This window comes from Mycobacterium sp. PSTR-4-N, from assembly GCF_022348085.1.
GTDB lineage: Bacteria > Actinomycetota > Actinomycetes > Mycobacteriales > Mycobacteriaceae > Mycobacterium.
The window spans coordinates 62,284-82,262 of record NZ_JAKRFN010000004.1 but is presented as its reverse complement, the minus strand read 5'-3'; the positions used below and the strand labels follow the sequence as shown (position 1 = coordinate 82,262).

Below are 19,979 nucleotides of genomic sequence, written 5' to 3'. Positions count from 1 at the left end.
TGACCGAAACTATACAAATTGCGGACCGCTTCCACAGCCCTTTCCAGCGTGAGCCAGAAAACTTTCATTTTTTTGCTGAACGACGAACGACAACCGCCTCGCCCACCGTCGGTCAGCTGACCTTTCTCGGCAGGTCGAAGGTGTCGTACACGTAGGACAGGTCGTTCTGGATCCGCTCGGCGCTCAACCCGAAACGGTCCGGCGCGTGCTGGTGCTTGCTCTTGTACGAGCGTTGCTTCTCCGCCTGGGCGCGCACCTCGGCCAGGAACGACGCGGTTGGCTCGATCTCGGCGAACTCGCAGATGCGCTCGATCGTCGGCTCCAGGTTGTGGATCAGGTCGGGATAGCGCACCACGCAGAGGTTCTTCTCCGGGATCCGGCCGGACACATAGGCGTCGTGGAACACCTTCAACATCGCGCAGGACGCCTGGTAGAGGTTCTCCACCCAGCGCTGCTGGTCCTCGGCCGAGGTACGGTTGAACGCGTCGTAGCCGTTCTCCAGCACACTCGCGATCAACGACATCCCCGACGGGATGACCTCGACCGGGTCGCGCACGATGTAGATGAGCTTGGCATCCGGATAGCGCTCGAGGACCTCGTCGAGGCGGAAGGTCAGCATGCTCGTCTTGGCGAGGATGCGACGATCGTTCTTGTAGTAGAGATTCCTTCGCCAGAGCTCCTCGTAGTAACGGAAGAAGCGTTCCCGTTCCTGGGGTGCCGCCCCGTCGATCCCGAAGCAGCGCCGGGACAGGTCACTGCCCCAGGTGTCCTGCCAGGCCAGGAAATACGCCCAGGCGAAGGGGCCGTCGAGGGTGTGGAAGAACCATGCCGGGTCGTCGGTTTCGATGCCGCGCAGACTCGTGTCGTGCACATCCGACGGGTGATACCGCGCCGGAGAGAGCCGGTCCAGCTTCGGCACGATCCGACCGAGCAACTTTCGCGCGGTGATCGCGGGAAACAGCATTTCCCAGAGCTCGAACGCGGACAATCCGCCATTGCTCAGCAGGAAGCGGTGCAGGAACGTGGTGCCACTGCGCGGGTTGCCGATGATGAAGATCGGGCGATCGAGCGGTTCGTCCTTGTAGCGCGGGAACACCACGCGATCCAGGCGCATGGTCACCGCCGAGATGCCGCCCCGCAGTTGCAGGACCGCGAAAGTACCGAGCGGCCGCAGCCACAACCCGAACGTCTTGTTGATGACCCGGTAGACGCGCAGGTACCGCTCCATTCAGCCCTCCCACACGGCTGCGGCACCCACGATGGTGAAACCGGCGGCGGCACTGGCCATCACGATCTTGTCGCCCGGCTCGACCGTGCCGTGCTCGAGGCGGTATTCGAGCGCCAACGCCCACGCGGTACTCGCGGTGTTGCCGAACAGTGAGTGGGTGTGCACACACGCCTGGGGGCGTGCCCCGAGTTCGGTGAACACCCTCTCGAGCACCGCCTCACTGGGCTGATGCAACGCGTAGTGGTCGATCTCCTCCGAGGACCAGCCGAGCTCGCCGAGCATCTCGCGAAGCGCGGGCGGCACGTGGACCGACAACGCGAACAGTTCCTTGGACTTCGAGGTGAAGTGGCCGTCGATCGGGGTCTTGCACAGGTCGTAGTGCTCACACAGGGTCTTGTGGAAGATGCCTTCCAGCCGAGCACTTCCGCCCTGCAGCGGTTCCCGCGACACGACCAGCGCGGCAGCGGCGTTTCCGAGCGTCAGCCCGGCCGCGAACACGGCCACGTCCTGCAACGACCCCATGTCATAGGCGATGCGGTCACGAGTCAGCTCACCCGCGCAGATGAGCGCAGTGTTCATCTCCGGATGCAGTGCGAAATACCCGGCGACGGTGTGCATCGCCTCGATCAGGCCGGCACACGCGCAGGTCACGTCGACGGCGTGCAAGGGGCGGGCGCCCAGCATCCCCGCGACCTCGGCAGCCGTCGCCGGCTCGAAATTGCCGCGGGCGATGCCGCCGTACACCACGAGATCGAGATCGGTCGCCGACACTCCGGTGCGCTGCAGGCACGCCTGTGCAGCCTGCGTTGCAAACTCGGCCGGCATCAGCGTTGTGCTCTGATCCAGGTAGCGCGTCTTGGTGTTGCACCGGTCGAACACGTAGCGGATGGTTTGCTCCACCGAGTCCCACTCCGCGGCCGGACCTGAGAATTCGTTGCGAACGAGAGCGAGGACCTCGTCGTTGTCCATCGCGGTTTCCGGCAGCACGGTGGCGGGCCGCGAGAAGTAAAGAGTTGGAAGCGTCATGAGCCGATCCCCCTGTTCAGTGGTGGCGCGATCGTTGCGTGAGCAGGTCATAACCTATGAGCCACGGGGCGGCTCCGCAATCGCAGCACACGAAACATAGCGTTTCGCTACTGCGCATTGGAAGCTACCCCGCCGTTCGACACCTGTCAGCGCTTTGGGCAAGTCTGTGGATTCGGCACGACCTTCTACCAGGCCGCTCCTAGCTATCCCCCGACGCGGCCCTTTATATTGACAGTTCCGTCATATTTTTTCCTGGGCAGAGATTAGCTGATGATTTCCTGTGTGGGGCGCGAATCGTCATCAGTGTTTTCCTGCCGATCATGTTTCCGCTACCGGCCAGCAACATCGGTCAGCGCGCCGATAGCCTGAGCGCGTGCGCTGGATCATCGACGGGATGAACGTGATCGGCGCCAGCCCGGACGGTTGGTGGCGGGACCGGCACGCAGCGATGGTGAGGCTGGTGCACGCGCTCGAACGATGGGCGGAAGCCGACGACGTCGAGGTGACCGTGGTGTTCGAACAGCCGCCGCGTCCGCCGATCGGCTCCGCGGTGGTCACCGTCGCTCATGCGCCCGCGGCAGCACCCGATTCCGCGGACGACGAGATCCTCAGGGTGATCCGCGACGACGACCGCCCCGACGATCTCGTGGTCGTCACGTCCGACCGCGGCTTGGCCGATCGGGTCCGCTGCGCCGGGGCCACCGTGGCACCTCCCCGACACCTGCGCACGCTCCTGCAGCAATGGTGATTCTCGGCGATCACTCGATCACACCGCGACCCGCCAGGTGGTCGATCAGCGGGGCCGCCGCTGCGGTGAGGTGCTCGGCCATCGCGGCGCGGGCCTGCTCCTGGTCGTGGGCGGCGAGGGCGGCCAGCACGCGCCGGTGATGCCGATTCGACTCCTCCGGCCAGCCGCCGACCGCGGGAAACACCGCTTCGGGTGCATACCGGGTGATCTGCGACATCAGCTGCGCCAGTTTCGGCGAATGCGCGGCGACGTTGATCGCGCGGTGGAACTCGTGATTGCACCGGACCGCGCGTTCACCATCGCCGGCGGCGTACGCCGCCTCCAGATCGGCCTGCACCGCGGCCAGGTCGGCCAACGCGGCATCGGTGATCGCGCCGGCTGCGCGGGCGGCCAGTTCTCCTCCGATGAAGGCCTGCACCTCCGCGACATCGGTGATGTCTCGCCGGGTGACCCGTCGGATGACGAAGCCGCGCCGCGGTTGTTGATCGAGCAGACCTTCGGCCTTCAGCTCGAACAGCGCCTCACGCACGGGGGTCACGCTGATGCCGAGTTCGGCGGCGAGTTGATCGAGACGCACGTAGCTTCCTGCGGCGTACGTCCCGTCGAAGATCCTGCGTCGCACCACCGCCGCCACATCGTCGGCGAGTTGCGGCCTGCTCGCGAAGTCGGGTGCGCTCACGGTCACACCCGGTAATCGGCGAGCAGCCGCTTGCTGATGATGTTCTTCTGGATCTCGCTGGTGCCCTCGCCGATCAACAGGAACGGTGCGTCGCGCATGAGCCGTTCGATCTCGTACTCGCTCGAGTACCCGTAGCCGCCGTGGATCCGGAAGCTCTGTTGAGTGACCTCGGCGCACATCTCGCTGGTGAAGTACTTCGCCATACCGGCCGCCACGTCGTTGCGGTCACCGGAGTCCTTGAGGCGCGCCGCGTTGACCATCATCAGATGGGCCGCTTCGACTTTGGTGGCCATCTCGGCCAGCGCGAAAGCGATCGCCTGATGCTCGGCGATCGGTTTGCCGAAGGTGCTGCGCTGCTGTGCGTAGCGGACCGCGAGTTCAAATGCGCGGATTCCGACGCCGCACGCACGGGCGGAGACGTTGACGCGGCCGATCTCGACGCCGTCCATCATCTGGAAGAACCCCTGCCCGGGAGCCTCGCCGAGGATGTCGGTCGCCTCGGCGCGATAGCCGTCGAAGATCAGCTCCGTGGTGTCGATGCCCTTGTAGCCGAGCTTGTTCAGCTTGCCGGGAATGGTGAGGCCGGGCACCACTTCGCCGAAGCCGGCGGGCTTTTCGATCAGGAAGGCGGTCAGATTGCGATGTGGGCGCTCCGCCCCCTCGTCGGTGCGCACCAGCGCGGCGACCAGCGTGGAGCTGGCCCCGTTGGTCAGCCACATCTTCTGTCCGTCGATCGTGTAGGTGCCGTCGCCGTTGTCGACGGCCCTGGTCCGGATCGCCGCCACATCGGAGCCCAGTTCGGGCTCCGACATCGAGAACGCACCGCGGGTCTGACCGGTTGCCATGCGGGGCAGGAGATTTCGCTTCTGCGCCTCGGTGCCGTGCTGGCGGATCATGTAGGCGACGATGAAGTGTGTGTTGATCACGCCGGACACGCTCATCCAGCCGCGGGCCAGTTCCTCGACGCACAGCGCATAGGTCAGCAGCGATTCGCCGAGACCGCCGTACTGCTCGGGAATCATCAGCCCGAACAATCCCATGTCCCGCATGCCGTCGACGATGGCCTGCGGATAGGTGTCGGAATGCTCGAGCTCCTGAGCCGCCGGAATGACCTCTCTGTCGACGAATGTCCGTACTGTCGAGACGATCTCGGTCTGGAACTCGGTCAGCCCCAGGGTTTGCGCCAGTCTGGTCAAGGCATCGTCCTTTGAACGACGGTGATCCTTTCGAAGACGGCCGCCATGCCCTGCCCACCGCCGATGCACATGGTCACCAACCCGTACCGACCGCCGCGCCGCTCCAGTTCCCGGGCCAGCGTCGCGAGCATCCGACCGCCGGTGGCGCCGACCGGATGTCCGAGGGAGATGCCCGATCCGTGGACGTTCGTCCGATCGGCATCGCCGGCACTGAACTCCCATTCGCGCATACATGCCAGCGCCTGGGCGGCGAACGCCTCGTTCAGCTCGATGAGGTCCACATCCGCCAGCCTCAGCCCGGCTTTGGCGAGCGCCTCGCGGGTCGCCGGCACGGGGCCGATGCCCATCACTTCGGGACCGACGCCGGCGACCGCCCACGACTTCAGCGTGACCAGCGGGGTGAGGCCGAGCTGCTCGGCCTTGTCTGCGGTGGTGACCAGACACATCGACGCCGCGTCGTTCTGTCCGCTCGAATTACCTGCTGTCACAGTCGCTTCCGGGTCTGAGGCAGCAAGGATCGGCCGGAGCTGGGCCAGCTTGTCGACAGAGGTGTCGGCTCTGGGGTGTTCGTCGGTGTCGATGACCTGCGGACCGCCACGGGAGGTGACGGTCACCGGGATGATGGTCTGCGCGAGCAGGCCCTCCGCGCGGGCCGCGACCGCGCGCTGGTGTGAGCGCACCGCGAGCTCGTCCTGTTCCCGGCGCCCGATTCCGTATCGCCGGCGCAGATTCTCGGCGGTCTCGAGCATGCCGCCGGGCACGGGATGATGCTTGCCGCCCGCGGTCGTCCTGCCTCGCACCAGGGCGTCGTGCACCGTCACGCCGCCACGGGCGCCACCCCAGCGCATGTCGGTGGAGTGGAAGACCGCGTTGCTCATCGACTCCGCCCCGCCGGCCACCACCAGATCGTGGTCGCCGGCGCCGACCTGTTGACAGGCCTGGATCACCGCTTGGAGACCGCTTCCGCAGCGCCGGTCGATCTGCATGCCCGGCACGGTCACCGGAAGACCGGCGTCGAGGGCGATGACGCGACCGATCGCCGGTGCTTCCATGGACGGATAGCAGTGTCCGACGATGACGTCGTCGATCGCATCGGAGGGCACACCGGTGCGCGCGAGCAGGCCCTGCAACGCCGCGACCCCGAGGTCGACCGCTGTCAGCGATGCGAACATGCCGCCGTAGCGACCAATGGGTGTGCGCACTGGCTCGCAGATCACCGCGTCGCGCATCACAGGTGGCGGCCGCCGGTCACTTCGAGAACCGTTCCGGTCATGTAGGAGGACAGATCGCTGGCCAGGAACAGCGCGACGCCTGCGACCTCGTCGGGCTCGCCCGCCCGGCCCATCGGCACTTCGGCCACTTTCGAGTCCCAGATGTGTTGCGGCATGGCCTCGGTCATCGCCGACCGGATCAGCCCGGGTTGGATCGCGTTGACCCGCACCCCCAGATAGGCGAGTTCTTTCGCCGCAGCCTTCGTCATCCCGACGATGCCCGCCTTGGCCGCGGAGTAATTCGTCTGACCGATCATGCCGACCTTGCCCGAGATCGACGACATGTTCACGATCGCTCCGCGCTTGTTCTCCCGCATCACCGCCGAGGCGGCCCGGAGCCCGTTCCACGTGCCTTTGAGGTGCACGGCGATCACTTGGTCGAACTGCTCCTCGGTCATCTTGCGCATGGTCGCGTCGCGGGTGATGCCCGCGTTGTTGACCATCACGTCCAGGCCCCCGAACTGCTCGACCGCGGCCGCCACCAATGCGTCGACCTGCTCGGCGCGGGTGACGTCGCACTGCACCGCACGGGCCACCTCTGCCCCGCCGAGTGCATCGGCCGCGGCCTGCGTCGCGTCGAGATTCACGTCGCCGAGCACCACGCGGGCCCCCTCATCGACGAAACGCCGGGCGATCGCCAGACCCAGCCCCTGTGCGCCGCCGGTGATCACGGCGACCCGCCCGTTCAGTAATCCCATGTGCCCATCCTCACGTCGTCGGACTTCGAGGCGATATCGTATTTCATATATCAAATTACCGATGCGACCCGAGGAGACCCATGACGAGCGCCGAGGTGAATGACGAAGACTTCCGCGAGATCCTGGCGCAGACGCGTCATTTCGTGCGGACCGTGGTCGTGCCCCGCGAGCAGGAGATCCTGACCGAGGATCGGGTGCCCGACGACCTTCGCGAGCAAGCCAAGAAGATGGGCCTGTTCGGTTACGCCATCCCCCAGAAGTGGGGCGGCCTCGGCCTCGACCTGAGTCAGGATGTCGAGCTCGCCATGGAGCTCGGCTACACATCGCTGGCGTTGCGGTCCATGTTCGGCACCAACAACGGCATCGCAGGACAGGTGCTGGTCGGTTACGGCACCGACGAGCAGAAGTCCGCCTGGCTGGCACCGATCGCAGCGGGCGACGTCGTCGCGTCGTTCGCGTTGACCGAGCCCGGCGCAGGATCGAACCCGGCGGGCTTGCGCACCAAGGCAACTCGCGACGGCAGCGGTCCGGATTCGGGGTGGATCATCAACGGCGCCAAGCAGTACATCACCAATGCCCCGACCGCGGACCTGTTCATCACCTTCGCCCGCACGCGTCCCGCCGACGAGCAGGGCGCCGGTATCGCGGTGTTCCTGGTTCCCGCCGACGCGCCCGGCGTGACGGTCGGCGCAAAGGACAAGAAGATGGGACAGGAGGGCGCTTGGACCGCCGACGTCACTTTCTCCGATGTGCGGGTGGGCCACACCGCGCTGGTCGGGGGTACCGAGGACGTCGGCTACCGAGCGGCGCTGTCGTCGCTGGCCAGGGGCCGGGTCCACATCGCGGCGCTCGCGGTGGGCACCGCCATGCGCGCCCTCGACGAATCCGTCGCCTACGCCGCGACCGCGACCCAGGGCGGCACACCGATCGGCGAGTTCCAGCTCGTGCAGGCCATGCTCGCCGATCAGTACACCGGAGTCATGGCAGGCCGGGCCATGGTCCGCGATGCCGCCCGGCTGTGGATGAGCGGCGAGGACCGCCGGCTGGCGCCTTCGGCGGTCAAGTTGTTCTGCACCGAGATGGTGGGCCGCGTGGCCGACCTCGCCGTCCAGATCCACGGCGGCGCGGGTTACATGCGGGACGTGCCGGTGGAGCGGATCTACCGCGACGTGCGGTTGCTCAGGCTCTACGAGGGCACCAGCGAGATCCAGCGGCTCATCGTCGGCGGCGGCCTCGTCCGAGCGGCCACTGCAGGCCGCCGCTGATCAGCCGACGAAGCGCACGATGGACTCGGCGATCGCGGCGGGTTTCTCGGAGCCCTCGATCTCCACGGTGACCGCGAGCGCGGCCTGCACCGCGTTGTCGAGTTGGTTGACCGTCGAGATCTGCGCCCGCGCGCGCAAGCGTGCGCCCACTCGCACCGGAGTGATGAACCGGACCTTGTTGTAGCCGTAGTTGATCGCCATCGCCACGTTGTCGACGGTGTAGAGCTGGTGGGTGAAGTGCGGCAGCAGCGAGAGTGTCAGCAGCCCGTGCGCGATGGTCCCGCCGAAGGGCCCGCCGGCCGCGCGTTCCGGGTCCACGTGGATCCATTGGTGATCGTCGGTGGCGTCGGCGAACAGATCCACCCGGCTCTGCGTGATCTCGAGCCATTCGGTGGGTCCGAGCTGCGACCCCTCCGCCGCGACGAACTCAGCCAGATCCTTGAACTTCTTCACCCTGCGTCTCCTTCGACCCCGTAGCCCTGATGGCGCTCCTCACAGTGCCACAGCACGGTCGCGCGGCACCGCGTCGGATCGCTGCCGCCGAATTCTGTCAGCTCGTGCCGATGATTGGTTCTCATCGTGGTGGAATTGCACAATGCCGTCGGTGATTTCGTTTTCTGGATTGTTCACGCGCTAATTCATCAAATCGACGCGGGACCGACTGCAGTTCTGTCGCTTATGTCAATAATTGGTGCGGCGATATCCCGTCGCCATCGCCATTTGCGGATTTGGCAAACAGCCCTACCGAGCGGAATCGATCCGCTGACCGCTCGGCTCAGCTCCCCCGCGGCGCCGTACGCGCGCGGACAGAGGTTTCGCGCAACGCTCGGGCCTCAGACCGGCACCAGATGGCGAGCCGCGTTGCCGACCGGGGTCGAACCACCCCGAAACGGCCGCGTTACTGGACGGTAACCGCACTGACGGCGTCGTCAGCGTCACGAGGCCCACCGGCGAATCGCCCCCGGCTCGGCGAAAAGAGCAAAGGAGGCGACGGCCGACGTCCCGGTCTGTTGCGATCGAAACCAGATCGGCCCAAAGTTCGCCGTGGCAACCGTATGACGTCCTGACCTGCGCCGACTCCGCTTCGAACAATTGCCGAGCGCGGCCGCGTCACGATCGTTACCTGATCGTGACCTTTACCGGAATCGGATTGTTTGGATGACTTCATCCGGCTAGCTGGAATTTGGCTGTGTGAGAGCGAGATACTCGAGAATGAACGTGTTTTAACGCGTTCTGCGCAGTACCCGCCCCCGCCATTGCGCCGCCTGACGAATGGATCGAAATGACCCAACCCGACTTTGCCTTTGCTGACTTCGATGCCGACCAGCTCGACGCCAGTCCGCGCTATTGGGACCCCGTCACCGAGTGCACCGTCGTCTACGCGCGGCCCTCGACCGAACCCGAGTTGTGGTCCGACTTCATCGCCGGGGCCGCACGCAGCTATCAACAACACGGCATCGGTGCGGCCATCGACACGCCCGCCTTGCGCCGCGGCGACGACACCGCCCTATTCGCCGCATGCGTCAATCAGCGTGGCAGAGTTGTTGGCGGACTCCGCGCAAAGGGGCCCTATAGGTCGATAGCCGAATGCCACGCCGTCGAGGAATGGGCGGGGCAGGACGGAGAGGAGGCGGTGCGGAAAATGGTTGCTGACCGCCTGCCGTTCGGGGTGGCCGAGATGAAGACCGCGTGGGTCGCCGACGACCCCGAGCTGAGCCGCCGACTCACCACCAGCATCGCCCGCACCCCCCTGCACGCGATGGACCTGCTCGGCATCCAATTCGTCGTCGCGACGGCGGCGTCCTATGTGCTGAAGCGGTGGCTCACCTCGGGAGGCGTGCTGGCCGCGAAGATCCCCCCGACGCCCTACCCGGACATTCGGTATCAGACCAGGATCGCCTGGTGGGACCGCCTCACGTTCGCCAATCACGCCCAACCACGGCAGCTGGCCGCCTTCCTGGCCGACAAGCGGGCCATGACGCCCGGTTCCGACCTCATCGACGACACGGCGCAGCGGCGGCTGGGATGAGTGAGCCCACCGCTGCGGTCTACACGGTGTCGGTGCTCGACCCCACCGACCCCGAGGACTCCGAGCGGTGGACTGCGCTGCGCGACGATCCACGCATCGAGATGGTGGACACGATCTCCGCACAGCGGGCCGAGCTCGCGGCGGTGCGCCCCGCCCCTCCCACCGAGGTCGCCGACGAAGCCGATCGCTGGGCGTACTACCCGTGGCGGCGCGTGCTCGTCCGCGTCCTGGGCCCCCGCGCGTACCGCCTGCTGCGCTTGGACCGCAATCGCAATCTGATCACCGGCGACGACATGACCACGCTGGGCCGGCTGCGGATCGGCGTCGTGGGCCTCAGCGTCGGGCATGCGATCGCGCACACGCTCGCCACCCAGGGGTTGTGCGGTGAACTGCGTCTCGCCGACTTCGACGCGATCGACGTCTCGAATCTGAACCGCGTACCGGCCACCCTCCTCGACGTCGGAGTGAACAAAGCGGTGGTGTGCGCGAGGCGCCTCGCCGAACTCGACCCCTACCTCCCCGTCGTCGTGGAGCCGAACGGACTGACGACGGAAACCGTCGACGCGTTTCTCGACGGGCTCGATGTCCTCGTCGAAGAATGCGACTCCCTGGACGCCAAGGTGCTCGTCCGGGGCGCGGCGCGGGCGCGGGGCATTCCCGTGCTGATGGCCACCAGCAGCGGCGGCCTGCTGGACGTCGAACGCTTCGACCTCGAACCCGACCGACCGCTGCTGCACGGACTGCTGGGCGACCTCGCGGAGATGGATGCCGACGCGCTGGCCGGCCTGAGCACCAAGGAGAAGGTGCCGCGGGTCCTGCGCATCATCGACGCCTCCGGACTGCCGTCGCGGATGGCGGCCTCACTGCTCGAGGTGGGCACAACGCTGACGACGTGGCCGCAGCTGTCCTCGGAGGTCGCCGTCGGCGCCGCGTCGGTGGCCGAGGCGGTACGACGGATCGGACTCGGCGAACCACTGGCCTCGGGCAGGGTCAAGGTGGATGTTCCCGCGCTGCTCGATCAGGTCGGTGAACCCCGCCTCGCCCTCCCGAGCGTCGCCGACGAGCGGCCCGGCGATCAGGCCCCACCGGTCACAGCGGACGGTGCGGTCATCGACGTGGTCGCGGCGGCAGCACGGCGGGCCCCGTCCGGCGGAAACACGCAACCCTGGATCGTCGAGAAGCGCGCCGGGGCCGCGGATCGCTGCCTGGACATCCATCTGGATCCGAACCTCACCTCGGCCATGGACGTCGGATTCCGCGGCAGCGCGGTGGCTGTCGGCGCGGCGACCTTCAACGCGCGGGTGGCCGCCGCGGCGCGGGGAGTCGGTGTGCGCGTGGACTTCCGAATCGGCGATGAGCGCTTCCCGCTGAGCGCCGTGGTCACACTCGACGACACCGAACCCGACCCCGCGCTGGCCGGGCTCTACCCCGCGATGATGCGGCGGGAGACCAATCGACGCCTCGGCACCCGCATCGAGCTCGACGACACCGTCGTCGCCGACCTGCACGCGGCGGCTGACCGCGAGGGCGCGCGGGTCTGTCTGTTGACCGATCCGCCCGACATCGAACGTGCGGCCACGATCCTCGCCGCAGCCGACCGCATCCGCTATCTCACGCCGCATCTGCACGCGCAGATGATCGACGAGTTGCGGTGGCCCGGCGATCCGTCGCCGGACACCGGGATCGAGGTGCGCAGCCTCGAACTCGACGACGCCGACGTCGTTCTCCTCGACATCCTGCGCCGGGGCGACGTGATGGCGAATCTGGCGGCGTGGAATGCCGGCACCGCGCTCGGCGACGACAGCCGCACGAAGGTCGCCGCGGCCGCAGGTGTGGCAATCATCACCGTTGACGGGCACACGCTCACCGACTACGCCCGCGCCGGGGCGGCGGTGGAATCGGTGTGGATACGCGCCCAGCAGCACGGATTAGCCGTCCAGCCGGTCTCCCCGGCCTTCCTCTACGCCGCCGATGACGATGACTTCGCCGCGCTGTCGCCGCGCTTCGCGAAAGCGCTGGCTGACCTGCAATACACTTTTCGGACGTTGGTATCCGCGAATCCCGCTGAGTCACTGGCGTTGGTGCTGAGGTTGTCCCGGGCGCCGAGACCGTCGGTCGTCAGCCGGCGTCGCGGCGGGAAAGACAGCTCGGCACCGAACTGACGCGGATACGGAGAGGGTCGCTTGCCCGAGAGCCTGGACCTGGTGGTGACATCGGTCGCGACGCAACTCATGGGTGCCACGTCGGCGACGGCCAAAGAGGTGTGCCAGAACGTGCTGGCGGATCTGGTGGCGTACTTCGGCGTCGACGTCAGCTTCCTGCGGCGCAACGACCACACGATCCGGGCGTCCGTCCTCGTGGCCGAGTGGCCGGTGCGGCCCGGCATCCCGGACCCGGATCCGCTGGCCGTCGTGTACTTCACCGACGCCGATCCCGTCTTCGCCATGGCCGAGCACCAGAAGGAGCCCGTGGTCTTCCGGCCGGAACCGGCCACCGACGACTACCAACGCACGATCAACGAGGGCCGGCAGGTCGCGGCGACCTCGATGGCCTGCGTGCCGCTGCTCTCCGGCGAGGTGACGTCCGGAGTGCTGGGCTTCGTGAAGTTCGGCGACCGTAACTGGACAGAGGCCGAGCTCAACGCGCTCAAAGCGATCGCATCCCTGCTCGCACAGGTCCAGGCGCGCGTCGACGCCGAAGAGCAGCTGCGCTATCTCGCCGACCATGACGATCTGACCGGGCTCTTCAACCGGCGCGCTCTGCTCAGCCATTTGGACGCACGTCTGGCCGACGGTCAGCCCGGACCGGTGTCGGCCCTGTTCTTCGACCTCGACCGACTCAAGGCGATCAACGACTACCTGGGCCACACTGCGGGTGATTGGTTCATCAGGGTGCTCGCCGAGCGGCTCCGGCGCAGCGCCGACGGGCCCACCCTGATCGCGCGACTCGGCGGCGACGAGTTCGTCGTGGTGCCCGCCGATCCGATGGACGCAGATGCCGCAGAGGCGCTCGCAGTGCGGTTGCAGGCAGCCCTGCGGGAGCGGGTGTCCATCGACGGCGAGATGCTGACGCGCACCGTGAGCATCGGGGTCGCACTGGGGGTGCCCGGACACGACAGCACCTCCGATCTGCTGCGCCGGGCCGATCAGGCCGTGCTGACCGCGAAAAACTCTGGCGGCAACCAGGTTTCGGTGTTCACCGACGACATGTCGCTGGAGAACGAGTTCCGCAACGACATCGAGCTGCATCTGCAGACCGTGGTCGAAAGTGGTGCACTACTGCTGCACTATCTGCCCGAGATCGACATGAGGACCGGCGACATCGTCGCGATGGAAGCGCTGGTGCGCTGGCAGCACCCGACGCGGGGCCTGCTGACCCCCGATTCGTTCATCGGTGTGGCGGAGTCGATCAACATGGCCGGCGAACTGGGCCGGTGGGTGCTGCGTACCGCGTGCGCGGAGTTCGCGGCCTGGCGGTCCCGCGGCCACGGCGGAGAATCGGTGATGCGGATCAACGTGTCCCCCGTTCAGCTGGTCACCGACGGATTCGTGGAGACCGTCAAAGGCGCGATGGCGGACAACGGCCTGCCGCCGGGTTCGGTGTGCCTGGAGATCACCGAGACGGTGGTGGTCCAGGACATCGAGACGACGCGCATCACGCTCGCAGGCCTGAAAGAGGCCGGTGTCCTGGTCGCCATCGACGACTTCGGCACCGGGTACAGCGCCCTGTCGCAGTTGAAATCGCTGCCGGTCGACACCCTCAAGATCGACCGTAGCTTTGTGACCGAATTAGGTTCTGACCCAGGCGATCTGGCCATCGTGCGAGCCATCATCGCGCTGGCCGAGGCGTTCGGCCTCGAGTTGGTCGCCGAGGGGGTCGAAACCCAGGCCGCGGCGCTGACGCTGCTGCGCCACGGATGCCATCGCGCTCAAGGATTCCTGCTGTCGCGGCCGATCGCCGCCGGGCCGATGGAGTCTCTGCTGGCCAAGGGCCGCATCGACGTCTCCTTCTGAGCCGACGCAGAAACCGGCTCAGCCGTCGGTGAGCAACTCGACCCGGCCGAAGCGACTGGCCGAGCGGCCGACGAGGGCCACCGTTCCGGCCGGGCCGTCGGTCTGCACGGCCACCCCGGGCGGGCCGCACACCAGCACGCCGTGCCGGACGCGGACGGCCAGGGGGCCGTCCGCGGTGGCGAAGACCACCCCGACCACCGTCGAGTCGTCGAACACCAGTCGGTCGATGGCGTCGACCGGCTGTGCGACGAGGTCGCGCGCCTGGGCCTGTCCGGTCAACCAGGAGTCGAGTCCCCCGGGCTCGGCGACCGCGTCGGCCGGGACGTCGGCGGTGATCACGTCCACGATGTCACCGTCGGCGGACTGCACGCGGGTGGACGGCCACCCGTTGACTTGCGTGTAGAGGTACCCCGACGGCGAGGCGATGCACTCCCCTGTCCACCGTCGAAGCCTGCCGCCGTCGAACGGCGGGACCGTACGCCGCTTGCGCCCGTTGGACGCACTCTCCACGGGGCTGACGGCGCGGACCGCCAACTCGGGTTGGTGGGGCAATGCCTTGACGTCGATGTCGTCGATCAGCGCCGCGGTGTACGCCGAGGTGGCCGCGTCCCCGCGCAGCGTCTCGAACCAGGTCCGTGCGCGGCGCCGCTGCGCGACGATCAGGACGTCACCACCCCGGGCAGACGCAGCCAGCGCGCACAGCAGGCCCGCTGGGCCGACGTCGGTGCACACCACGTCGACCTCGTCCTGCCACACCACATCCGGATACACCGTTATCTGCCTTTGGTTTGCCGAGAGCGTCGGCGAGTCCACATTGTCCTGACAGCTGGGTCGCCACTAGCCGAGTGGGGCGTTGCGAGGATTCATCATCACTGCACGCGGCAACACGATCAACGTACCACCGGTCGCGCGCCGGCCGGCACGGCCGACGGCGGGCGGGTTCCTCACCTAACTAACTAGGTTTACTCTCTTGGCATGAACCTGACCTGGTCGCCCGCCGATCTCGCCTTCCGCGACGAGGTACGGTCCTTCCTCGACGAACGCCTCACCCCGCATCTGCGCCGCGCGGGCCGGCTGATGACCAGCGTGTACGCCGACCACGACGCCAGCATGGAGTGGCAGGCCATCCTGCACGAGAGGGGCTGGGCCGCCCCGGCATGGCCCGTCGCGTACGGCGGCTGCGACTGGACGCTGACGCAGCACTACATCTTCAGCAGGGAGTCGACACTCGCCGGTGCGCCGTCGCTGTCCCCGATGGGCATCCGCATGGTCGCTCACGCCATCATCGAGTTCGGCACGGACACCCAGAAGGACTACTTCCTGCCGCGAATCCTCACCGGCGAGGTGTTCTTCTGCCAGGGCTACTCGGAGCCGGAGGCTGGTTCGGACCTCGCCGCACTGTCGATGGCCGCCCGCGACGACGGCGAGCACCTGGTGTGCACGGGCAGCAAGATCTGGACCACCCATGCCCGGGAAGCCAACTGGATGTTCGCCCTGGTACGCACGTCCCGATCGGAGAAGAAGCAACGTGGCATCACGTTCGTGCTGATCGATCTGACGGCACCGGGAATCGAGATCCGGCCGCTGGTGATGACCTCCGGAGAAGAGGTGCAGAACCAGGTGTTCTTCGACGAGGTCCGGGTGCCCAAGACCAATGTCGTCGGTGCGATCGACGACGGCTGGACGGTGGCGAAGTATCTGCTGGAGTTCGAGCGGGGCGGCGGCGCGGCGGCGCCGGCCCTGCAGGTCATGGCCGAGAACATCGCCGCGGTCGCCGCCGAACAACCCGGACCGACCGGCGGGCGACTACTCGATCACCCGGCGTTCGCCCGCAAGCTCGCCGACGTCCGGATCCGCACCGATGTCCTGGAGATCCTCGAGTACCAGGTGCTCGCGGTGGTGGCTGCGGGCGGCAATCCGGGCGCCAAGTCCTCCATGCTCAAGGTGCTCAGCACCGAGTTGAGCCAGCACATCACCGAATTGGCCATGGAGGCAGCCGGACCCCGGGGGCGGGCGTATCAGCCGCACGCCGCGTGTCCGGGCGGTCCGATCGCCCACTTCGAGCCGCCGGCAGACGGCTACGTGTCCGGCGAGCCGTGGCAGGCGGTGGCTCCCCTGCGGTATCTCAACGATCGCGCCGGCTCGATCTACGCAGGCAGCAACGAGATCCAACGCAACATCCTGGCCAAAGCGGCGCTGGGACTGTAGAGGGGCTCGAGAGAGGCAGAGAATGGACTTCACGTTCGACGACGAGCAGCAGCTGTTGTGCACCGGCCTGACGCGGTTCCTGGCCACGCGTTACGATCTCGAAAAGAGCCGCGCTGCAGTCACATCCGGAGCAGGTTGGCAGCCCGAGATCTGGCGCGCATTCGCCCAGGAGTTGGGCATCCTGGGCGCCTTGTTGCCCGAGGACTGTGGCGGGATCGGCGGCGGTCCTGTCGAGATGATGTTGATCTGCGAGGCGCTGGGCCACGCGCTGGCGGTCGAGCCCTACGTCGACACCGCGGTGGTGGCGGCCGGGCTGCTGCGCCGCGCGGGTGGATCGACCGCTGCCGCCCTTCTCGACGGAATCGTCTCGGGGACAACGGTGGTCACGGTGGCAGCCACCGAACCGACGTCGGGTGAGCATTGGCAGGACGTATCGACCGTGGCGGAGTGCGAGGGAGACGGCTGGGTGCTGACGGGAACGAAGATCGTCTCGGTGAGCACGCCGCTGGCCGACAGCGTGCTCGTCACCGCGCGCACCTCGGGTGCCCGTGCCGACAGCGACGGTGTCTCGCTGTTCGTCGTCGACATCACCTCAGATCCCGACGGGTTGCAGATGCACCATTACCGCACGATCGACGACAGATACGCCTCGGACATCACGATGACGCGGGTGCGGGCCACGCTGCTGGGCGAGGAGGGTCGCGCCTGGCCGTCGCTCTCCCGGGCCCGTGACGAGGGAGCAGCCGCGGTGTGCGCCGAAGCGGTCGGCGCGATGCGCAAGGTCCTTGCCGACACGGTCGACTATGCCAAGCAGCGCACGCAGTTCGGGCAGCCGATTGGCTCGTTCCAGGTGCTGCAGCATCGGATGGTCGACATGTACATGGAGCTCGAGCAGGCTGCCGCCGCTGTCCATCTCGCGGTCCTGCATCTCGATGACGACGACGCCGCCACGCGCGCCAGGGCGGTCTCGGCGGCCAAGGCGACCGTGGGGCGCGCGGCCCGCTTCGTCGGCCAGCAGGCGGTCCAAGTGCACGGCGGCATGGGCATGACCGAGGAATTGGCGATAGGCCACTATTTCAAGCGGTTGACCGCCCTGCAGTTCGAGTTCGGCTCAACAGACTTCCACGTCGACCGGTATGCGGCGCTGACCACCTAACGGCGCGCGACGATCACCGGGGTGCGGGCGGACTGCACCACCTGGGTGCTCACCGAACCCAGCAGCATGCCGGCGAATCCGCCGCGGCCGTGACTGCCGACGACCACCAACTGGGCGGTCGCGGCCTCGTCGAGAAGCCGGCGAGCCGGCTGGTCTCGACAGACCACCCGGCGCACCGTGACGTCGGGGTAGCGCTCCTGCCAGCCCGCGAGCCGCTCGGCCAGCAGCATGTCCTCTTCCGGCTGCACCTCGGTCCAGGGCTGCGCGGGCAGTTCGTATCCCGCGTCGCTCCACGTGTGCACCGCCACGAGGTCGACACCGCGCCGCGACGCCTCGTCGAAGGCGATCTCGGTGGCGTGTTCGCTGGCCGGGGATCCGTCGATGCCCACCACCACCGGCGCCTCGTCCGGATGGGCGATGAGCGGATCTTCGTCGCGGATCACGGCCACCGGGCAGCGGGCGTGGTGCACCAGCCCCGTGCTGACCGATCCCAGAAGCCGCCGCTCCCAGGTGCCGAGCCCCCGGCTCCCGATCACGATCATCTCGGCGTCGGCGCTCAACTCGGCCAGCGCGGCCACGGGCTGACCGGAGAGGACCTTCTCGCCCAGTCCGCCCAGGCTCTCGCCGGCCGCCGCCCGCGCGACCGCGGAGGCGTCGTCCAGGATCGTGCGGGCCGCCTCCTGCTCGTCCTTCAAGAACGCCGGCGGAAGGGGAACCTGGACCCACGACTGCAGGCTCGCCGAGGGCAGTACGTGGGCCAGCGTCAGCGTCGCGCGGCGGCGCGCCGCGCTGCGCGCAGCCCAGTCGACGGCCGCCCTGGCCGCCGCGGAGCCGTCCACGCAGACGACGATGCCGAGCGACGCGGCGGGTTGGGACATGACAGGCGCCTCCTCAGCGAGCGGCGTCGGTGCAGGGTGTTCGCCGCTCTTGTCCCCGACGCTACCTGCGCCGATCCCGCCGTTCAGTGGTCTGCCGGCATCACGCAGAGGGTCGAAAGTCCCTCCCCGTTCAGCCGCGCTGCAGGTCGACCACGAGCGGACGGTGATCGGAGATCGCGACCGCCGGTGTCCGGCAGGCGCGCACCTGCAGACCGGGATCGTCGGTCAGGACATGGTCGAGCTGCTGGGTCGGCACGTCGGCGGGGAACGTCGCCGCCGAGGCGAGTGCCCGCAGCCCGGTGTGCCGCCGCACCGCCGCAGGCGACATGTTCAGATCACCGGTCACGATACGCGGCGCCGGCATTCCCTCGACGTCGCGCAGGAGCCGCCGCAGCTGTAGCCGATTCCATCCCGGCACGAAGGACAGATGCGTGTTGGCCACGGTGAGCGCGCCGAGCGGGGTGTCGAAGTGTCCGATCACCGCGGCTCTCGGCTCCTCGTGGATGATCTGCACACGGTTGGGTGCGCGCAGGTACATCGGGAATCGAACCGGGATTCGGGGCAGGCGCACCACCTGCCAGCTGGCGGCGGGATAGCGCGACAGCAGGGCGACTCCGTAGGCCGCGGTGCCCGGCTGCTCCTCCCCCGTGGCGGCCATCCACGTCGCCCCGGGCGTGCCCGAGATGGCGGCGACGAACCGGTGGCTGCGGGCACCCATGGCCTCGGCGGCCAGTGCTGTCAGATCGGCCATACCGGACCGCTGCTGCACCGAGTCCACCTCCTGCAGAGCGAGAATGTCGGCGTCCAACCCTGCGATGCAGTCGGCGAAGCGGTCCAGGTCAACACCGCCCCCCACGGTGCGCCCGTGGAGGATGTTGAAGGTCACCAACTTCATGGGTAGTCCACTACCCACCCTGCAGACGAAACCCACGGCGGTGCGAATGTCCCCTGATGACCTGCGTCACGCGTTGCGCCGTGCGGCGTCCGCGCTCAAAGCCGACGGGCCGCCGTTCGCGCTCGCCGGAAGTTTCGCGCTGTGGGCCCACGGCGCCCCCGAACCGACCCACGACGTGGATTTCGTGGTCGCCGAATCCGACGTCGAGGCGGCGGCCGCGGCGCTGGCAAACGCAGGGTTCGACATCCGGCGGCCTCCCGAGGACTGGTTGTTCAAAGCGGGGCTGAGCGTCGACGGGCCCGCCGTCGTCGACGTGCTGCACCAGATCAACCGGGTGCCCGTTGACAGCGGCATGATCGCAGGCGCACCGGTCCTCGATGTCTTCGCTCTGTCGATGCCGGTGCTCCCGCCGAGTGAGGTGATGCTGCAGAAGCTGCGCTCGCTGCACGAACACCACTGCGATTTCGCGAAGCTGCTTCCGGTGGCGCGAGGGGTTCGCGAGCAGCTCGACTGGGTCGCGCTGCGCGAACAGGTCGCGGACAACCCATTCGCGACGACGTTCCTCGATCTGTGCGCTCGGCTGGGGATCGACGAATCCACGCCGGACTCACAGCTGACGGGCAGCACGGACATGTTGTGCCAGAGGTACAGTCGCGCGGGCCCGGAATAGCCTCAGAAGACACGGACAA

The 19,979-nt window shown here is 67.6% G+C and carries 18 protein-coding genes; 8 read left to right on the top strand and 10 right to left on the bottom strand.

The annotated features are described in order from the left end of the window. Positions 1–112 precede the first annotated feature (112 nt). Together MHN84_RS07245 and MHN84_RS07240 are read right to left on the bottom strand one after the other, a co-directional pair. The gene (locus tag MHN84_RS07245) at positions 113–1,228 is read right to left on the bottom strand and encodes a sulfotransferase (protein WP_241203963.1); all 1,116 of its coding nucleotides are present in this window, start codon (positions 1,226–1,228) and stop codon (positions 113–115) included. Continuing rightward, positions 1,229–2,254, bottom strand: a complete 1,026-nt coding sequence (locus tag MHN84_RS07240; RefSeq protein ID WP_241203962.1) for a 3-oxoacyl-ACP synthase III family protein — start codon at positions 2,252–2,254, stop codon at positions 1,229–1,231. A gap of 373 nt (positions 2,255–2,627) precedes the next feature. Between MHN84_RS07240 and MHN84_RS07235 the strand changes: the two genes are divergently transcribed. Then, positions 2,628–3,002, top strand: a complete 375-nt coding sequence (locus MHN84_RS07235) for an NYN domain-containing protein (protein WP_241203961.1) — start codon at positions 2,628–2,630, stop codon at positions 3,000–3,002. Positions 3,003–3,012: 10 nt separating this feature from the next. On the opposite strand, the gene MHN84_RS07230 is transcribed toward MHN84_RS07235, so the two are convergent. From MHN84_RS07230 to fabG, 4 genes are read right to left on the bottom strand one after another with little or no spacing between them, the layout of a single operon-like run. Beyond that, positions 3,013–3,681, bottom strand: coding sequence for a GntR family transcriptional regulator (locus tag MHN84_RS07230; protein WP_241203960.1), 669 nt, complete (start codon positions 3,679–3,681; stop codon positions 3,013–3,015). A gap of 2 nt (positions 3,682–3,683) precedes the next feature. Continuing rightward, the gene (locus tag MHN84_RS07225; RefSeq protein WP_241203959.1) at positions 3,684–4,877 is read right to left on the bottom strand and encodes an acyl-CoA dehydrogenase family protein; all 1,194 of its coding nucleotides are present in this window, start codon (positions 4,875–4,877) and stop codon (positions 3,684–3,686) included. Next, on the bottom strand, positions 4,874–6,106 hold the full coding sequence (locus MHN84_RS07220; RefSeq protein WP_241203958.1) for an acetyl-CoA C-acetyltransferase: 1,233 nt from the start codon (positions 6,104–6,106) through the stop codon (positions 4,874–4,876). The genes MHN84_RS07225 and MHN84_RS07220 overlap by 4 nt, the downstream gene beginning before the upstream one ends. Beyond that, positions 6,106–6,846, bottom strand: coding sequence for a 3-oxoacyl-ACP reductase FabG (fabG, locus tag MHN84_RS07215; RefSeq protein WP_241203957.1), 741 nt, complete (start codon positions 6,844–6,846; stop codon positions 6,106–6,108). Before fabG ends, MHN84_RS07220 begins: the two co-directional genes overlap by 1 nt. Before the next feature lie 80 nt (positions 6,847–6,926). Here fabG and MHN84_RS07210 point away from each other — a divergent pair, with 80 nt between their 5' ends. Further along, positions 6,927–8,111 (top strand): acyl-CoA dehydrogenase family protein, encoded by a 1,185-nt coding sequence (locus MHN84_RS07210; RefSeq protein ID WP_241203956.1) that lies wholly within the window; start codon positions 6,927–6,929, stop codon positions 8,109–8,111. On the opposite strand, the gene MHN84_RS07205 is transcribed toward MHN84_RS07210, so the two are convergent. Beyond that, positions 8,112–8,564, bottom strand: coding sequence for a MaoC family dehydratase (locus MHN84_RS07205; RefSeq protein WP_241203955.1), 453 nt, complete (start codon positions 8,562–8,564; stop codon positions 8,112–8,114). A gap of 829 nt (positions 8,565–9,393) precedes the next feature. On the opposite strand from MHN84_RS07205, the gene MHN84_RS07200 reads away from it, so the two are divergent. The 3 genes from MHN84_RS07200 (at position 9,394) to MHN84_RS07190 (ending at position 14,153) form a co-directional block, all read left to right on the top strand. Further along, a complete protein-coding gene (locus MHN84_RS07200) occupies positions 9,394–10,140 on the top strand; it encodes a hypothetical protein (protein WP_241203954.1) in 747 nt (248 codons plus the stop codon). Further along, on the top strand, positions 10,137–12,302 hold the full coding sequence (locus tag MHN84_RS07195) for an Rv1355c family protein (protein ID WP_241203953.1): 2,166 nt from the start codon (positions 10,137–10,139) through the stop codon (positions 12,300–12,302). Before MHN84_RS07200 ends, MHN84_RS07195 begins: the two co-directional genes overlap by 4 nt. Positions 12,303–12,371: 69 nt before the next feature. Further along, positions 12,372–14,153: a putative bifunctional diguanylate cyclase/phosphodiesterase gene (locus tag MHN84_RS07190; protein ID WP_374238339.1), complete on the top strand. Its 1,782-nt coding sequence runs from the start codon at positions 12,372–12,374 to the stop codon at positions 14,151–14,153. An 18-nt stretch (positions 14,154–14,171) separates the two neighbouring features. Here MHN84_RS07190 and MHN84_RS07185 read toward each other — a convergent pair whose 3' ends face one another. Then, the gene (locus tag MHN84_RS07185) at positions 14,172–14,924 is read right to left on the bottom strand and encodes a hypothetical protein (protein ID WP_241203951.1); all 753 of its coding nucleotides are present in this window, start codon (positions 14,922–14,924) and stop codon (positions 14,172–14,174) included. A gap of 204 nt (positions 14,925–15,128) precedes the next feature. Between MHN84_RS07185 and MHN84_RS07180 the strand changes: the two genes are divergently transcribed. Both MHN84_RS07180 and MHN84_RS07175 read left to right on the top strand, forming a co-directional pair. Next, positions 15,129–16,361, top strand: a complete 1,233-nt coding sequence (locus tag MHN84_RS07180) for an acyl-CoA dehydrogenase family protein (protein ID WP_241203950.1) — start codon at positions 15,129–15,131, stop codon at positions 16,359–16,361. A gap of 22 nt (positions 16,362–16,383) precedes the next feature. Next, the gene (locus MHN84_RS07175; RefSeq protein WP_241203949.1) at positions 16,384–17,517 is read left to right on the top strand and encodes an acyl-CoA dehydrogenase family protein; all 1,134 of its coding nucleotides are present in this window, start codon (positions 16,384–16,386) and stop codon (positions 17,515–17,517) included. On the opposite strand, the gene MHN84_RS07170 is transcribed toward MHN84_RS07175, so the two are convergent. Then, the gene (locus MHN84_RS07170; RefSeq protein ID WP_241203948.1) at positions 17,514–18,395 is read right to left on the bottom strand and encodes a universal stress protein; all 882 of its coding nucleotides are present in this window, start codon (positions 18,393–18,395) and stop codon (positions 17,514–17,516) included. The genes MHN84_RS07175 and MHN84_RS07170 overlap by 4 nt on opposite strands. 130 nt (positions 18,396–18,525) lie before the next feature. Then, positions 18,526–19,290, bottom strand: coding sequence for an endonuclease/exonuclease/phosphatase family protein (locus MHN84_RS07165; RefSeq protein ID WP_241203947.1), 765 nt, complete (start codon positions 19,288–19,290; stop codon positions 18,526–18,528). 46 nt (positions 19,291–19,336) lie between these two features. On the opposite strand from MHN84_RS07165, the gene MHN84_RS07160 reads away from it, so the two are divergent. Continuing rightward, the gene (locus MHN84_RS07160; RefSeq protein WP_241203946.1) at positions 19,337–19,960 is read left to right on the top strand and encodes a hypothetical protein; all 624 of its coding nucleotides are present in this window, start codon (positions 19,337–19,339) and stop codon (positions 19,958–19,960) included. The last annotated feature ends 19 nt before the right edge of the window (positions 19,961–19,979 follow it).

Bases quoted from the DNA above. Each gene is read 5' to 3' on its own strand.
- MHN84_RS07160 (WP_241203946.1), top strand. From the start codon at position 19,337: ATGTCCCCTGATGACCTGCGTCACGCGTTGCGCCGTGCGGCGTCCGCG.
- MHN84_RS07190 (WP_374238339.1), top strand. From the start codon at position 12,372: ATGGGTGCCACGTCGGCGACGGCCAAAGAGGTGTGCCAGAACGTGCTG.
- MHN84_RS07170 (WP_241203948.1), bottom strand. From the start codon at position 18,395: ATGTCCCAACCCGCCGCGTCGCTCGGCATCGTCGTCTGCGTGGACGGC.
- MHN84_RS07195 (WP_241203953.1), top strand. From the start codon at position 10,137: ATGAGTGAGCCCACCGCTGCGGTCTACACGGTGTCGGTGCTCGACCCC.
- MHN84_RS07220 (WP_241203958.1), bottom strand. From the start codon at position 6,106: ATGCGCGACGCGGTGATCTGCGAGCCAGTGCGCACACCCATTGGTCGC.
- fabG (WP_241203957.1), bottom strand. From the start codon at position 6,846: ATGGGATTACTGAACGGGCGGGTCGCCGTGATCACCGGCGGCGCACAG.
- MHN84_RS07165 (WP_241203947.1), bottom strand. From the start codon at position 19,290: ATGAAGTTGGTGACCTTCAACATCCTCCACGGGCGCACCGTGGGGGGC.
- MHN84_RS07175 (WP_241203949.1), top strand. From the start codon at position 16,384: ATGGACTTCACGTTCGACGACGAGCAGCAGCTGTTGTGCACCGGCCTG.
- MHN84_RS07180 (WP_241203950.1), top strand. From the start codon at position 15,129: ATGAACCTGACCTGGTCGCCCGCCGATCTCGCCTTCCGCGACGAGGTA.
- MHN84_RS07245 (WP_241203963.1), bottom strand. From the start codon at position 1,228: ATGGAGCGGTACCTGCGCGTCTACCGGGTCATCAACAAGACGTTCGGG.
- MHN84_RS07240 (WP_241203962.1), bottom strand. From the start codon at position 2,254: ATGACGCTTCCAACTCTTTACTTCTCGCGGCCCGCCACCGTGCTGCCG.
- MHN84_RS07210 (WP_241203956.1), top strand. From the start codon at position 6,927: ATGACGAGCGCCGAGGTGAATGACGAAGACTTCCGCGAGATCCTGGCG.
- MHN84_RS07200 (WP_241203954.1), top strand. From the start codon at position 9,394: ATGACCCAACCCGACTTTGCCTTTGCTGACTTCGATGCCGACCAGCTC.